Below are 15,312 nucleotides of genomic sequence, written 5' to 3' on the forward strand. Positions count from 1 at the left end.
ATGCTGAATAAAGATAAAAAGGGCTCAATAATTACTTTGAGCCCTCCTAAACTAGTTTTCTTTTTGATAAATATATTTTTTCAATTGTTTTAAAATAACGCGTCTCGTTAGGATGCCAGCAAATAAGCCTTCTTCATCGACCACACATAAAAAGGCATGGTTAATGACTAAATCTAACGCCCGCTGGAAATTATCTGTTGTTTTTAACACGGCCAAATTTTTATCCATAATCGTATCTACCTTAATGTCGGGTAGTTTTTCGTACTCAATATGTTCGAGCCCTAAAATCGCTTCAGTAATCATCTTCATACTTAGTAAGCCTTGAAGACGGTATTTCATATCTAATACGGGAATGGATGAATATCCTGTACGCGTTAGCACTAGTAATGCATGCTCTGCACTATTTCCACTTTGCACATGTGCAACTTTTTCGGATGAAATAATAAAATCACTAATTGGCATTGCTAATAAATCTTTGCTGTTAGTTGAAATCATGAACCTCTTCTCCTTTTCTGTCCTCAATATGCAGAACAGGATGCTTCCTCTTTATCATATCATAATTTTTCCTAAAATGACCATGACAAGACCGAGAAGAGTTTTTATGATATTCATGAATTATTTCAACCTTTCGAGAAAAAATAAACATGATAGTAACTTTCGCCAAAACCTATTTTATCCCTTACGACCGAAAAACATTCGTGATAATTGGTAGGTGCTTTACAGAATCCAGCAAGTGACTCTACACCTGCCGAATACTGTGAAGTTACTCTAATATCCTGCTTTACTCCAATAATAAAAAATCATGATACCACAAAACAATAAAAATAAAATGTAAACCCAAGGAATTGGATTCAAAATCGTTGCATGTTCTTTAACCGATTCTGAAATCGGTGTATCTTTTTCTGAGTTTCGCTCCGTTGTCATTTTTGCAATACGCATAGTAGAAACGAAGGCAATCACACAAATAATTGTAATCGTAATAAGAGCTGGTATTAACCACATACCCACAGGCAAAACTCCTTCCTTTGCCCATTAGTATGCGTCAAACCAGCTTCTCTTTATGCAAGGTATTTAATTAAAACGGGAACGGATTTAACCATTGCCCACCATCCAACGTGACACATTCTCCGTTCATATATCTTGCTTTATCTGACATCATAAATGTCGCTAAATCTGCAATTTCTTCCGGCGTACCAATACGACTTAACGGCACAGAGTCCAATGTTCTTGCAGCAGCTGCCTCTGATTCAAAAAGCTTTGATGCTCCACCTGTTCGTTCAATTGGTCCTGGAGCAATAGCGTTAACACGAATACCATACTGTTTTCCCCACTCAACAGCTAGTGTTCTTGTCACTGATAAAACGCCTGCTTTTGCTGCCGCCGAATGAATGACTCCTGCACCTGCATTCCAAGCATACGTTGCAACCATATTAATCATAGATCCTTTAATCTTGTGTTCTATCCAGTACTTTCCGACAGCTGACGAACAGTAAAACGTGCCATTCAACACGATATCAATAACCGCTTTCCAACCATTTGGAGACAAATCCTCTGCTCGCACAATAAAATTCCCTGCCGCGTTATTGACAAGTCCATCCACTTGTCCAAATTTCTCTACCGCAAAGGCAACCATCGCTTCTGCTTGCTCTGGTATACGAACATCCATCTGAAATGTTTCAATTGAATTACCCGCTTCAGAAATAAACGTTTTTGCCTCTGCTAATCGATCTTCATTGCGACCTGTAATGACTACGTTGGCTCCTTCAGCAACAAATTGCTTCGCCATATAAAGCCCCATCCCACTTGATCCACCTGTAATAATAATGGTTTTCCCCTGTAACATACCATTTCCCCCTTTGCGAAAGTCAAAAATGAATTACTATTCAGTATTTTACTACAAATCCTCGTTAATGTCTTAATATATCTATAAAAATCGATAATTCCATAGTTTTCTCCAATACCCCGGTAATCTTCAGACATAAAAGTCATCATTAACCAAAATATAATAGCAAGTGCAAATAGTATTGAGGAAATTAGTTTCACTGGTTGATCTAATCGATTTAACTTATCCAACATAGATTCTCTATCACTATAAATGGGTGTCGTATTAGGAAGTGCTTTGAAAATATGCATATCATAAGTAGAACAGGCATGTGTCCCGCCAGCAAAAGAAAATAATTCTAGGTATTCCTCTTTTTCGTCTGGTTTTAATCTGCGATAATCAATCCTATAAATAACGTCATCTGGCTCACCATGCTAAAGCCCGTATCCCAGTTGCTCTAATAATTTCAATTTTGCACTTCCATTATTTTTTGAGAACCAAAAAAGTGTGATGCATTAACAATGCGTCACACTTTCTTTCAACTAACAAAATATTGTTGTATTACTGCTTCTACTGTCAAAGGCTTATTGTATAAATACCCCTGCCCCTTCTGACAGCGATAACGTTTTAAAAAGGCCACCTGGAATTGCTCTTCAATACCTTCCGCCACTACCTCTAACCCTAAATTATGCGACATTGAAATAATCGCTTTAATAATGGCTTCATTTTTTTTATCTTTTGCTATATCTGCAATAAATGATTGATCAATCTTTATTGTATCAATAGGGTACTCCTTCAAATAACTTAAAGAAGAATACCCTGTGCCGAAATCATCGACAGAAACATGCACACCTAAACTTTTTAATTCCGATAAAATCGAATAGGTTTCATTCACATTCGTCATCGAACTTTCTGTAATTTCCACTTCCAATAAAGTAGGCTCTACATCATATTTATTCAGTGTATCATTTATTTTTCGTGCAAAATCTTCTTTTCTGAATTGCTTTGGTGAAATATTGACAGCAATACGAACCGGTCGATAGCCCAGTTCCTTCCACTCTTTTTGGTAACGACATACTTCCTCTATAACCCAATCGCCAATGCTAATAATTAAACCTGATGCCTCTGCTAACGGAATAAATTGTGCAGGAGACACAAATCCAAATTTTCTGTTATTCCAGCGTAGTAATGCCTCAAAACTGTCTATTCGATTCGTTACTAAGTCTATTTGTGGCTGCAAATGGATACTTAACTCATCAAATTCGATCGCACGACGTAAATGTGACTCCAACAATGCTTCATTTGGAAACGCAGTTGTCATGTCCTCCCGAAAATAACGGAAATGAGATCGTCCATGCTCTTTTACCGAAAATAAAGCTTGATCTGCTTTCCGCACGAGTGTTTCCAAATCATTCCCATCTGCTGGACTAAGTGAGATACCAATAGAAACACTGATGAAATATTCCTGTTCTTCAATAGTAAACGGTTGTTTCAAAGCTTCTAAAATATCACTAGCTACTTTTTCAATTTTATCTAATGTTGCTTCCTTTAACAGAAAAATAAATTCATCACTATTATAGCGATATACTGAACACGTTGAATGGCTTAACTCACGCAGTCTATTACTAAACATACGCATTAATTCATCCCCCTGACTTTCGCCGAGTGACTCATTAAACTTTTTGAAACGATCAATGTCGATTAATATAAGCGCTGTCTGTTGCTTATTCGTTTTAGTATCATTCAAATATTGTTGCCAGTGTTCCTTAAACGCTTTTCGATTCCACATACCTGTCAGCTCATCCATTAAAGCTAAATAATAAAAAGTCTCATGATCATCCATAAACGCTTTTGGTTCTTTTATAAATAAATGAACACCTACTATTTCACCATTAAAATATGTTGGATGGGTACGTAAGAAAAAAGGTTCTTCACTTAGTAGTTGATCCATAAATAAACACTTAGGCATACCAAATGCAGAACCTTCTAGTGTTTTTTCGAATAATAACTTAAATTCACTGACATATTTTTTTTCCAATAAAGAAAAAATATCTTGCCCAATAATATTTGCTTGTTGCTGCAACAATAAAGATGCTGCTGCTTCATTTTGATAAATTATATGCCCCTGCAAATCAGTCGTTAATACCGGATTAACATGTTGCTCGACAAATTGTAAATATGGATATCTATTTGATTTCACAGTATTATCTGATATTTCACGAAGGATAATAGCAAATATACTTACATCTAGTTGTTGAACACTGACAATAATTTTTTGCACTTTAAGATCTTTTAAAAGTTCAATCGTTTGAATACTACTCGACTCTTGCTCAAAAGTTTTCAACAATTCTTTCCAGCTTAAGTCTGTGAAAAAATGTTTTGCATCATTAGCGTGTACATCATTTAACTCTACTAAAGAAGCGACGTTTTCGTTATGGTAAACAACCTCATAATCCTTGGTACCTTTTTGTCTTAAAAAGACAATTGCATCAAATGGATTTAGCTTTGCCAGTTGATGATAATATACATCTTGCGCTACATTATCTTTTCTTTTATCCATCTTTTCCCCCATTAAGCAGACCTGTACAATATTCACCAACGTAAAAGACAGCTATTCTTCATCTATTGTTGGCTTTAGCGAATCTTTCAAGAATATTTCTTGACTATTAATCGGATCTTCACTACGATCAAACTCTTTATAATGATATTTTCCGTTCGAATCTTGAATACGTGCTTTAGCTGTATCCTCCAGTTGTTTATTCATAATGTCAATAATACGTTTTTTTGCTTCAATTGCATATACCGGGAATAAAATTTCTACACGTTTTATCATATTACGTGTCATCAAATCTGCAGACGATAAATATACTTTATTCTCACCATTATGATGGAACCAATAAATACGGGAATGCTCAAGGAAACGACCTACAATACTTGTTACCGTAATATTATCACTAATGCCCGGTATTCCTGGACGAATACAGCAAATACCTCGAATAATAAGTTCGACTTTTACCCCCGCAATAGACGCCTCATATAACTTCATCATTAAATCTTTATCTGTTAATGAATTCATTTTCGCGCGAATAAAGCCATTTCCATACTTTTTATGACAAGCAATCTCTTCGTCAATCAGAAGAATAAATTCATCACGAATATCAAACGGAGCAACAACTAAATGATTAAATTTCGGCTTTTCCGTATAGCCACTTAAAAAGTTGAAAAAGTTCGTGGCATCAATCCCAAATTCTTTATCAGACGTAATTATCCCCATATCCGTATATATTTTCGCTGTGGCATCATTATAATTCCCTGTGCCAAGATGTACAAAGCGTTCAATTTTGCCATGCCTGCGACTAACAACGAGTGTGATTTTGGAATGCGTTTTTAAATTATTCATACCATAAATAACAAGACAACCTGCTTGCTCAAGTTGCTTCGCCCAATGCACATTATTTTCCTCATCAAAACGGGCTTTTAGCTCCACTAATACAGTTACTTGCTTGCCATTTTCAGCTGCTAGCTTTAATGCCTGAATAATCGGTGAATTCCCACTAACTCGATATAGTGTTTGCTTGATTGCCAATACATTCGGATTGACTGCTGCCTCAGCGATAAAATCTACAATCGGTACAAATGATTCATAAGGGTGATGAAAGAAAATATCCTGTTGTAACGCTTTTTCAAAAATATTTTCATCAGACTGTAAATCTAAAGGTGGTTGTGGAATGAAGCTTTCATATTCTAAATGCTCACGACCAACTGAAATACCTTTGACAAAAGAAAACATAAAGGTTAAATCGAGTGGACCATCAATGTGGAAAACATCTGATTCCTCGATTTCAAATTCATCGAGTAAATACGCTAATACTTCATCATTCATTTCACCCACACGCACTTCAAGTCTACTGCCTACACCCCACTTGCGTTTCTTCAGCTCTTTTTCAATTTCTACTAGTAAGTCTCGGGCACCTTCTTCATGAATCGTTAAATCTGCATTACGTGTTAAACGGAAGGCTTGAGCCGATTTTACACTGTAACCCAAAAATAGTTTTTCTATATGAGCAACAATCACGTCTTCTAATAAAACGATGACTGTCTCGCCTTGTGCAGAAGGCACTCTAATATAACGATCAAGGACAGACGGCACTTGCACAATCGCTACCCTTTCACGATGTTCTAAATCATCTTCATCTTGTTCTAATAATACTAAGATATTTAATGTTTTCCCAAGGAGTGTTGGGAAGGGGCGATATGCATCAACAGCAACCGGTGTTAATACCGGATAAATAGTTTCTGCAAACATCTCATTGATAAATTCCTTTTGCTTACTGTTCAATTCTCTCATGTCTGCAATATGTACGTTATGTTGTGGCAATAAATCATATATTAAGTGGCGGTATACTTCTGTTTGACGTCGAACTAGGGCTTGCGTACGCTCTGCAATTTTCGCTAATTGTTCTTTTGGCGTTAATCCTGATTTGTTTTCAGCTTTATGGAAACCAGCACGTACTTGGTCTTGTAAACCAGCTACACGTACCATGAAAAATTCATCTAAATTCGAACTGAAAATCGCTAAAAACTTTAAGCGTTCTAGCAATGGATTATTAACATCCTCCGCTTCTTCTAATACGCGCTCATTAAAAGCAAGCCAACTTAGTTCACGGTTATTATAGTATTGTGGTTTCGCAATTTCCTCCAATAAATTTATTTGCTCCGCCGAATACCCTTCCGTATTTATACTATTCTTAGTTACTTCCGTTGTCATTTTGTTTCCACCCTTCTTCTATAAAATTTATTTTGATTGCTGTTTTTAAAGCACGCTCTAGATGCTTTTTATGGCGCTCTGCTTGATACCTTTCAGCAGCACCATTTCTCTTGATGAAAATATCTATCTGCATAAAGCCAGTCTCATTATGCATCTTGATAGCATGAACAATATTACGTTTGGAAACGTTTAAAGCATAAACAAATTTTAAAATAGCACCGAAATCACGAGTTTTACGATACTCCTCTCGACTCATCCACCCAGTAAAAGGAGAGGCAAAACGTTGATAATAATCTTTATTCTTATAAGAGGCCAGAAGAGCTAATTGCACACGTTCCTTATGGCTCAACCCTTCAATCGATTGGTTGGCAATTAAATAGAAAGTATGCTGGCTTGCCGAGCTCAGTTCAATATATTCACCAAGGTTAAACACCTTTGCAGCTTTACGAATAAGCTGTAAATCTCCTTCATTGAAAGTAAAGTAATTCAAACGACAGCATTCTCTATACAGCTGATCTGCCAAATGCATTAAATAATCGACTTCAGACTCTGAACGACCATATTGTCTTGCTATCCTCCTAACGTTTCCCTCAAAAACATTGTATTTATTAAAGGCATGCTCATCACCTTTTAAAATACGCTGTAGTATTATGCCCTCACGTAATCCTTTTTTTGTTAGCTGAAACACTTCACTTTGTACTACCTCCATAAGCACAAGAAAAACCTCTAAAGCGGGTACGATAATATCTGCACGATCCGTTGAGAGCCCGTCCAATTGCTTTAGGCCATCAAAAGACATATTACCTAAGTAGTTGCTAAGTTCTTCTAAGTCGCTCTTTGGAATCTCATATCCATGTATACTGGCAATTGGATACTTACATTGTTGCTGATGAATTTGCGCAACATTTCGCGCACTACCCCCGATCGCTATAATAGGTAATTGCACACCTTGAATCCAAGTGAGTGACAAAAACTGTTCTTTAACAAAGGCTATTAGTTCTTTTTTCTCGCTACTATTAAGGATATCGCCTTTCACAAAGTGCTGCTTTAAAGATACCGTTCCAAAAGGAAAGCTGTGTGTGTTTAGAAGTTGCTTGTCCTTAAATAAGGTGATTTCAGTACTGCCTCCACCAATATCTATCGTAATAGCAGAAGGTGTCCCCATTGAATAAGCTACTGCCATATAACCGAAGTATGCCTCTTCCTCACCTGATAATAACTCGATTTGGATACCTGTACGTTCCTTCATTTGCGCTATAATACTGTCTCGATTAGTCGCCTGACGTATAGCGGCTGTTGCAGCAGCTTTTACATCTACAATTTCAAAATCATCTAGCATTGCTTTAAAATTTAATAATGTATCTGTTAGCACCTGAATCCCTTCTTCAGACATCTCACCTGAAGGCAGGATATACGTTCGTAGTCGTGCCACTGTTTTAATATTTCCTAATTCCCGAAGCCCTTCTTCTTTATCATAATGATAAAGAACCAAGCGAATAGTATTTGAGCCAATATCGATAATGGCCGTTCTCAAATCATCCAAATAGTTCACTTCCTTTTAAGAGAAAATCATAGCAATTATTTTGCTATTAACTCACTTTATCTTTTACCATGTACTCTGGCTTTATACAAAAAAGCCGGAACCTAAAAGGCATCCGGCTTTTGTTCTTATTTACATTCTTTCAGGATACCAATTATTTAAATTAAGGAGTATCTTTTGAAAATTATTTATAAAATGAGTTGATCTGCACGTAAAATAAGTTCTGCGATTTCTGGTTTACTAATTTGATCTTCCGCTCCTACTTGATCACCTTTATGACGTAGGTCATCTGTAATTAAACTCGAGAAAATAATTACTGGTAGTTTTTGTAATAGTGGATGTTCTTTAATCTTACGTGTTAAATGGTGTCCATCCATTTGTGGCATTTCAATATCAGTGATGACCAACTGAACATGCTCACTTACTTCGTTACCATTTTTCACCAAAGATTCTAAGTATTCATAAGCATCTCGACCATTTTCGAAGAATTCTACATTCACATAGCCTGCTTCATTCATCGTATCAAATAATAGTTTACGTAGTAATGGTGAGTCCTCCGCGATTAAGATACGTTTCTCTGAACGGTCACGTTTACCTAATTTTTTCACAGACTCCACACTAATACCAGAATCAGGGTTAATATCTACCATGATTTTCTCGAAGTCTAGTAATAAAATCATTTGCTCATTTTGCTTAATAACACCGATTACTTGAGATGTACCACCTTGATACATATCTGAAGGTTTTTCAATTTGATCCCATGATATGCGATGGATTTGCGTTACATTATCCACATGGAATACAACTCGTTGTTTATTAAATTCCGCTACAATATATTTTTGTTGCGGATTACGTTCTACGTTTTGAATCCCTAATACTCGTAGCATATCAACTACCGGTAATACTTCACCTCGTAATTGAATAATTCCCTCTACATGCGGGTGCGCGTGTGGAATAAATGTCACTGGAATTGGTTGAATAATTTCTTTCACCTTAATTACGTTAATGCCAAATTTATTGTTGGCTACTTCAAATTCAACGATTTCTAGCTCATTTGTACCACTTTCTAATAAGATGCCCTTATGTTCCAAAGCAAGCCCGCTCCTTTCTATTTATCTTCTAATTTATTATTCAATTGTATCATAGCAGATACATTTCTCCTACTTGGTATTTCCATTTTTATCATGTACTTTTAAGTGAACAAACAAGCCAATAACTGTCATCAAAATTAATGTTGATAAAGCAACTCGACTGGCTAATGTACCGTAGTCTTTCATCCATAATGTCACCGTTCCATAAACAGCTGGACCGATTATAGAAGATACCTTTCCGGAAAATGCAAACAATCCAAAAAATTGCCCTCGTTTTTCATCTGGTGACAGTTCAATAATATAAGTTCTAGAAGTTACCCACATCGATCCAAGCGAAATACCAAACATACTACCAGCAATCCAAAACATCCATTGCTCTGTAGCAAAGACTGCAAAAGTTAATGCAATTATCATGATTAGTGCTACCATTGTAATCGCTCGCTTAGCTCCAACTGCTTTCGTGATATAGCCAAAAGCCAGCGATCCAATAATGGTTGATAAAGTTGACACTAAATAGAGAATAATAAATTGTCCTGAAGAAAAGCCTACAATTACCGTTGCATAAACCGCCATCATTGCAATCGTTGTGGCAATTGCATCATTTAAAAAGAAATACGCAATCATAAATGTGAAAATTGTTTTATGCTGCTTCATATCTTTAAAGGTTTTAATAATTTCCTTATAGCCATCAAAAAACTTAGTTGTCTTACGCTGTGCTTTTGGTATAGGTGTATCCTTATTAATGAAAAATAGTGGTAATGAAAATAATAAGTACAAAATCGCTGTTGGAATGAATGCTCGGTGGAAATCCGATTCACCAACATACAAATAAACTAGTAATCCAAAAATAGTCCCCAGATAACCAATTGCTACACCATAGCCAGAAATTAGCGGCATTTCCTCTTTTGTGCCCAAATCTCCCATCATAGAATCATAAAATACGAGACTAGAATTAAAGAAAAATTTTGCGATGACAAAGCTCGCCACTACTAAAAATAAACTGAGGGGCACACCAGAAAAAGTCATCGTTGATTCAATATTTGCTAATATCCCCATCATAAATGTAAAAAATATAGAAATCGATGCAAACCACACAATAAAACGTTTCTTATAACCTGTATTATCAATCCATACACCGAACAGCGGCGAAAAAACAACAAGGAAAAAGCTTGCTATCGCATTTGCATAAGAAATAAATGTACTAGCTACTTGTTGCATCACTTCATTCGCGCCTAAAACCTCATCCATGTAAAATGGAAAGAATACTGTATTAATGTTGGAAGAAAAAATTGTATTGGCAAAATCGTAAAAGGCCCAAGATAAAATCGGTAAAGATAAATACAACGCTAGCTGACTTCGATGTTGCATCTCACCTGCTTGCCTTTGTTTCATTGAATCCCCCCTTTTCTCCGGTTTATCACCATAACTTGGGGTTGATTTCCGTTCCGGCTGGGCGCTTTCCGGGGGGGCGTCTGATGAGCCGCTTCGGGGCAACAGGATGTTGGTTACGAAGGCGTTGTCACAGGACGTGACGCTTTTAGCCTTCGTTCCCCTACAAGCTCGCTCCAGGGTCTCGGGCCAACACGACGTTGGTCACGAAGGCGTTGTCACACGATGTGACGATTTTAGCCTTCGTTCCTTGACGCTTATCCCCCAGGAGTCGCCTAGCCTCCACTTCAATCAACGAGCATTCTAATAGTGTTATGCTCTTTTACCAAATGTCATCTCCAACTTTTGATGATGAACCTTTTCTCTCCTACACTACTAAATTAATTCCAGCTTGACGTAAAAAATACCTTTTGTTTAAAGAAAAACAACAATGTTTTACAGTCTATTTACTAAAAACAACTTGCCTCACAAATAAGATAAGACAAGTTGTTCTTCCGACACTAATTATTTATACGCTTTTATTAGAGCCTGTGTACCTTCTTCACCGTACCCCGCTTCAATGAGCTTGTCATACATTTCATAAGCAAGTGCTAATCCTGGTAAAGAGATGCCCATTTTTTCTGATTCATCTAAAGCAATTTTCAAATCCTTTACGATGTGCTTAATGTAAAAGCCAGGAGCATAATCTTCAGCTACCATACGAGGTGCTAAATTGCTCAATGCCCATGAACCCGCTGCACCTGATGAGATTGATTTTAGAACAGTTGGTAAATCTAACCCTGCTTTTAAACCATATCCTAGCGATTCACAAATACCAATCATGCCGGATGCAATGACAATTTGATTACACATTTTCGCATGCTGTCCTGCACCTGCATCACCTTGATAAACAATATTCTCTCCAAAATGTTGCAATACTGGTGATACTTTATTAAATATTTCTACATCGCCACCAATCATAATTGACAATGTCCCATTCTGTGCCCCAATATCACCACCAGAAACAGGTGCATCCAATGCATTTACGCCTATAGATTTCGCATGCGCATAAATTTTCTTCGCTAAAGAAGGTTCTGAAGTAGTCATATCAATGACAACACTTCCAGCCTTCGATGTTTGAAATAAGCCGTTTTCTCCAAAGTATACTTCTTCTACATCAGTAGGATAACCAACCATCGTAAAAGCAATATCTCTATCTGCAAACGCTTCTGCAGGAGAACTTGCCCAACTAGCGCCTAAAGCTACTAACGGTGCTGCTTTTTCTTTTGTACGTGTGTAGACAGTTACTTCATGTCCATTATTTAATAGATGCTTGACAATACTAGCGCCCATCACGCCAGTCCCTATGAAAGCAATTCGTTCTTTTTTCATATGTAAACAACTCCTTTTTCGATAAGTGTTTTAAGTGTAATTTAATAATTACAAAAATTCAAATCACCTGTGGTATTGTGCTAAAAAGGCTGATATTAGCATATATACCGAGTAAACAAAAAAAGAGAGCAGCAATATGAAATTGCTGCTCTAAAGGGGGAAATGAGAATGTTGCTGTGTTCAAACTAAGTATGTCACCCTTCTTTACTTTTTATACTACTTAAAGTTGTTTTATCATTCAAACTCTTAATGCATTTTAGCGGAACTGACTCTGTCAAAAGTTGTTCTTCATAATAAGTATTCATTAACTGATCTAATTGACGACTCAAACGTATTGTATTTGCATTTTGCAATCCATTTTCTACACCTGAGCGAATCATCATTTCACGGGTTTGCTCCATTTGTTTTAAGAGTAGATTAGCCATTCTACAACCCTCCTGAAGACAAATAACTCATACCATTATTATACATTTTTTCATACTTTTAAACAGCCCTTAACTTCCGACAATGTTCGACATTTAACTTCTAGGTACCTCTAAGTAGGTATAGATTACTCTTCCGTTTTGTTTAGCGTCTCCTCTAAAATGTTTAAATAGTGGATGTCTTACGAGTACCTCACGAAACTCATAAAACTGATCTTTATCAATTTCAATACTTTCAATTTCCCCTTCTTTTAATTGTTGAAGCATTTCTTCGTAGTTTGTCATTTTATTCTTCCTTTCTTTTGCGGACATTTTTGTGTGAAAAATTATGAATTATTCAAAAAAGACTTTACGTTTTCCAAATTTTATTGCAAACTGTATATTATTAGTCGATGAAGGAGCTGACTGTCTGTGAAAATAGCTGAAGTTGGAAATATTATCGAGTTTAAAGATGGTTTACAAGGTATTGTTGAAAAAGTAAATGAAAATTCGGTAATCGTTGATTTAACATACATGGAAAACTTCGATTCCCTGGAAGTTGAAGAAAAAACTGTCGTTAATCATAAACGATACAAAATTTTAAATAGTAGCGAAGCTTAATAGTCTGAATAGTCCCTATTTGTCTTTATAGATGATAAGGGACTTTTTTTTTGATAATATAGAAATTGGAGGTTGTATGAATGATTATAAATTCAAAACAAAATAGTATACTTCTTCTTTCTTTATTATTCACCTATGGCATGTTCGCATTTACTTTTGCTAATAAAGCTGTATTTTGGTATCTGTATACCTTTACGCTTCTAGTATGCATCGCTATCGCTATTCTTGCAGGTAAAATCGAGGATCAATTACCAACATGGAAATTTTTACTTTTCGGCATAGGATACGGTACCATAACTTATGGTTTTATACGTTTTGGCTATTGGCTTGCACCATTTATTGATGATAGCTTAGTGCGGTCTGTCCAGAAATTTTTAACAGCTTATGGCCCGCAAAACATTTGGCATTATGTGTTTCTTGTTTTTATAGTAGCCATTGGTGAAGAACTATTCTGGCGTGGTTACGTTCAACAGCAACTTAAGAATTTTATGCGTCCAACATTTGCCGTTCTTGTAACAGCAATTCTTTGTGCCATTGCCATTGCATTTAGTGGCTTTACACTAGGCATAATTGCAGCATTCGTAACAAGCGTCATTTGGGGCTTCTTATATGAATGGCGCAAAAGTATGCCACTTATTATTGTAGCCCATGTCGTATTTGTTTTATTATTATTTTTAGTATTGCCATTAACATAATAACATTCAAATACGACTTGGTGAATTTGAGACTTTTTTTAGAAAACATTACGCCCATTTTTTTATCCAGTATAGTCCACTAATTCCTCTAATAATTCGTGGCATTTGACGGAAGTTATAACCTGATTTAGTACCCACTAAATTAAATATGATAGCATTCTTCAGCCTATTACTTTAGGAAGTGGGAAATTTAGTGGCTGTGGCTTCGCTTTTGTCACTTAAAACATTACTGAATCGGGTTTATAGCTGGAAACATTTTATCACCTTAAATCGTTCTATATAGAAAAGGAGGGCTTTTCATGCAAAAGAAATTAATGTCTATGCTTGCATTACTACTAACAGCCATTTTAGTTGTAGGTTGTAATACAACCGATGTATCAGAGGATTCTGGCGCCTCAAAAAATGATCCATCAAACTCATCAACTCAACAAACACCAACAGAGAACGAATCTGAAGACGGTAAGCAAGAAACGCCTAACGAAACAGATACATCTACAAACACACCATCTAATCAAGAACAAGAAATAAAATATGTACAAAATGGTGTTGATAAAAAAGTAAACGCGACTGAATCTCAAAGTGTTAAACAAGACTATAAATTACATCAATTACCAGGATTTACACTTTCACAAGAAGAACCTGGCAAGGATATATTTGTATCCAATGAAGATGATAGCGTATTTATGCGTGTCGAAACCTTCTCTACCTCAGAAACTAGCTATGCAAATGTTAAAACTTCACTAGTAGAGTATATGAACGCTGTGGGCGATACGACTCCGTTAACTTCTGAAGAATTAGCTGTTTTCAAAGATGCAAAAAATATTGAAGGCTATGTAGTTAATTTTGATACTGATAAAGTAGTTGGGGTAGTTATTGAAAAAGATGGATTAGTTGTAAAGCTAACGATTAATGATAACAATACACAAGATTTAACAGCAGCGATGTTTGCAATGGCAGCAACAATTACACAAAAATAAGTAAGTATAGCTTAAATCCCCTCCTGGATCTCCTATAGGTAGTTCAACAAGAGGCACTTAAAGAAACTTATACAATATTAAAAACCTTACGATACACCACACATCGTAAGGTTTTTTTTAATAGGATAAATCCTTAATAGACAGCCCCAATTTTTTTAGGAGCTTAATAGCTTCATCTTTTTCTTCATTTGTTAACACACTCAAGAGTTCATGAAGGTGCTGTTCATGCTTTGGAAACACCTCTATCATAAATGCTTCTCCCTCTTCTGTAATTTCTGCATACGTTACACGACGATCTGACGGGCAGGAAACACGAAGTAAATATCCCCTTTTTTCTAATTTATCAATCACATAGGTAATTGAACCACTCGCAAGTAAAATTTTATTGCCAATTTGCTGCAATGGCTGACGTCCCTTATGATAAAGCAACTCCAACACTGCAAATTCTGTTGGATTTAACCCGTTCGTTTGGAAAAATTGATTTGTAGTTTCATTGATTGCTTTATGCGCACGAGAAAGTACGATATATAATTTTAATGATTGTTTAATATTCTCTGAAGTCATGGTCTTGTCCTTTCAATTCCTACGTTATCTTGTCATTATAGCGATTACGGAAAAGAATTGTCAAAAGCATCAT

15 protein-coding genes and 1 pseudogene are annotated in these 15,312 nt (G+C 36.1%); 3 read left to right on the forward strand and 13 right to left on the reverse strand.

The features are described 5' to 3' along the window. Positions 1 to 51 precede the first annotated feature (51 nt). The 12 genes and pseudogenes from cbpB to ACIQ2D_RS05855 all read right to left on the reverse strand — a co-directional run bounded on the left by cbpB (position 52) and on the right by ACIQ2D_RS05855 (position 12,688). A complete protein-coding gene (gene cbpB / locus ACIQ2D_RS05800) occupies positions 52 to 495 on the reverse strand; it encodes a cyclic-di-AMP-binding protein CbpB (protein ID WP_402860798.1) in 444 nt (147 codons plus the stop codon). A gap of 273 nt (positions 496 to 768) precedes the next feature. After that, the gene (locus ACIQ2D_RS05805; RefSeq protein ID WP_402861669.1) at positions 769 to 1,002 is read right to left on the reverse strand and encodes a short-chain dehydrogenase; all 234 of its coding nucleotides are present in this window, start codon (positions 1,000 to 1,002) and stop codon (positions 769 to 771) included. Positions 1,003 to 1,075: 73 nt separating this feature from the next. Then, complete coding sequence (gene fadH / locus ACIQ2D_RS05810) at positions 1,076 to 1,843, reverse strand: 2,4-dienoyl-CoA reductase (RefSeq protein ID WP_402860801.1); 768 nt, start codon at positions 1,841 to 1,843, stop codon at positions 1,076 to 1,078. Next, positions 1,750 to 2,241, reverse strand: a pseudogene (locus ACIQ2D_RS05815) (DUF2812 domain-containing protein); the annotation flags it as partial. The gene fadH and the pseudogene ACIQ2D_RS05815, both read right to left, overlap by 94 nt. 119 nt (positions 2,242 to 2,360) lie before the next feature. Beyond that, the gene (locus tag ACIQ2D_RS05820) at positions 2,361 to 4,382 is read right to left on the reverse strand and encodes an EAL domain-containing protein (protein WP_402860804.1); all 2,022 of its coding nucleotides are present in this window, start codon (positions 4,380 to 4,382) and stop codon (positions 2,361 to 2,363) included. Between the two features lie 51 nt (positions 4,383 to 4,433). Further along, the gene (locus ACIQ2D_RS05825; RefSeq protein ID WP_402860806.1) at positions 4,434 to 6,590 is read right to left on the reverse strand and encodes an RNA degradosome polyphosphate kinase; all 2,157 of its coding nucleotides are present in this window, start codon (positions 6,588 to 6,590) and stop codon (positions 4,434 to 4,436) included. Next, a complete protein-coding gene (locus tag ACIQ2D_RS05830; RefSeq protein ID WP_402860808.1) occupies positions 6,571 to 8,133 on the reverse strand; it encodes a Ppx/GppA phosphatase family protein in 1,563 nt (520 codons plus the stop codon). The genes ACIQ2D_RS05825 and ACIQ2D_RS05830 overlap by 20 nt, the downstream gene beginning before the upstream one ends. A 185-nt stretch (positions 8,134 to 8,318) precedes the next feature. Next, positions 8,319 to 9,221 carry a chemotaxis protein gene (locus tag ACIQ2D_RS05835; RefSeq protein WP_402860811.1) on the reverse strand — a complete coding sequence of 301 codons (903 nt, stop codon included), beginning with the start codon at positions 9,219 to 9,221 and terminating at the stop codon, positions 8,319 to 8,321. Positions 9,222 to 9,290: 69 nt separating this feature from the next. Next, entirely contained in the window at positions 9,291 to 10,613 is a 1,323-nt protein-coding gene (locus tag ACIQ2D_RS05840; RefSeq protein WP_402860814.1) for an MFS transporter, read from the reverse strand. 501 nt (positions 10,614 to 11,114) lie between these two features. Further along, complete coding sequence (locus ACIQ2D_RS05845; RefSeq protein ID WP_402860817.1) at positions 11,115 to 11,981, reverse strand: NAD(P)-dependent oxidoreductase; 867 nt, start codon at positions 11,979 to 11,981, stop codon at positions 11,115 to 11,117. A gap of 194 nt (positions 11,982 to 12,175) precedes the next feature. Continuing rightward, positions 12,176 to 12,406 (reverse strand): Spo0E family sporulation regulatory protein-aspartic acid phosphatase, encoded by a 231-nt coding sequence (locus ACIQ2D_RS05850; protein WP_402860820.1) that lies wholly within the window; start codon positions 12,404 to 12,406, stop codon positions 12,176 to 12,178. A gap of 93 nt (positions 12,407 to 12,499) precedes the next feature. Continuing rightward, positions 12,500 to 12,688: a hypothetical protein gene (locus ACIQ2D_RS05855; RefSeq protein ID WP_402860823.1), complete on the reverse strand. Its 189-nt coding sequence runs from the start codon at positions 12,686 to 12,688 to the stop codon at positions 12,500 to 12,502. A 126-nt stretch (positions 12,689 to 12,814) separates the two neighbouring features. Here ACIQ2D_RS05855 and ACIQ2D_RS05860 point away from each other — a divergent pair, with 126 nt between their 5' ends. The 3 genes from ACIQ2D_RS05860 (at position 12,815) to ACIQ2D_RS05870 (ending at position 14,675) form a co-directional block, all read left to right on the forward strand. Next, the gene (locus ACIQ2D_RS05860; RefSeq protein ID WP_402860826.1) at positions 12,815 to 13,003 is read left to right on the forward strand and encodes a YkvS family protein; all 189 of its coding nucleotides are present in this window, start codon (positions 12,815 to 12,817) and stop codon (positions 13,001 to 13,003) included. An 80-nt stretch (positions 13,004 to 13,083) separates the two neighbouring features. Continuing rightward, positions 13,084 to 13,698, forward strand: a complete 615-nt coding sequence (locus tag ACIQ2D_RS05865; RefSeq protein WP_402860829.1) for a CPBP family intramembrane glutamic endopeptidase — start codon at positions 13,084 to 13,086, stop codon at positions 13,696 to 13,698. Positions 13,699 to 13,997: 299 nt separating this feature from the next. After that, positions 13,998 to 14,675, forward strand: a complete 678-nt coding sequence (locus ACIQ2D_RS05870) for a hypothetical protein (protein WP_402860832.1) — start codon at positions 13,998 to 14,000, stop codon at positions 14,673 to 14,675. A gap of 117 nt (positions 14,676 to 14,792) precedes the next feature. Here the strand turns inward: ACIQ2D_RS05870 and ACIQ2D_RS05875 are convergent, their stop codons facing one another. Beyond that, positions 14,793 to 15,239 carry a MarR family winged helix-turn-helix transcriptional regulator gene (locus tag ACIQ2D_RS05875; protein ID WP_402860835.1) on the reverse strand — a complete coding sequence of 149 codons (447 nt, stop codon included), beginning with the start codon at positions 15,237 to 15,239 and terminating at the stop codon, positions 14,793 to 14,795. Between the last annotated feature and the right edge of the window lie 73 nt (positions 15,240 to 15,312).

Source organism: Lysinibacillus sp. NPDC097287 (genome assembly GCF_044761695.1).
Taxonomy (GTDB): Bacteria; Bacillota; Bacilli; order Bacillales_A; family Planococcaceae; genus Lysinibacillus.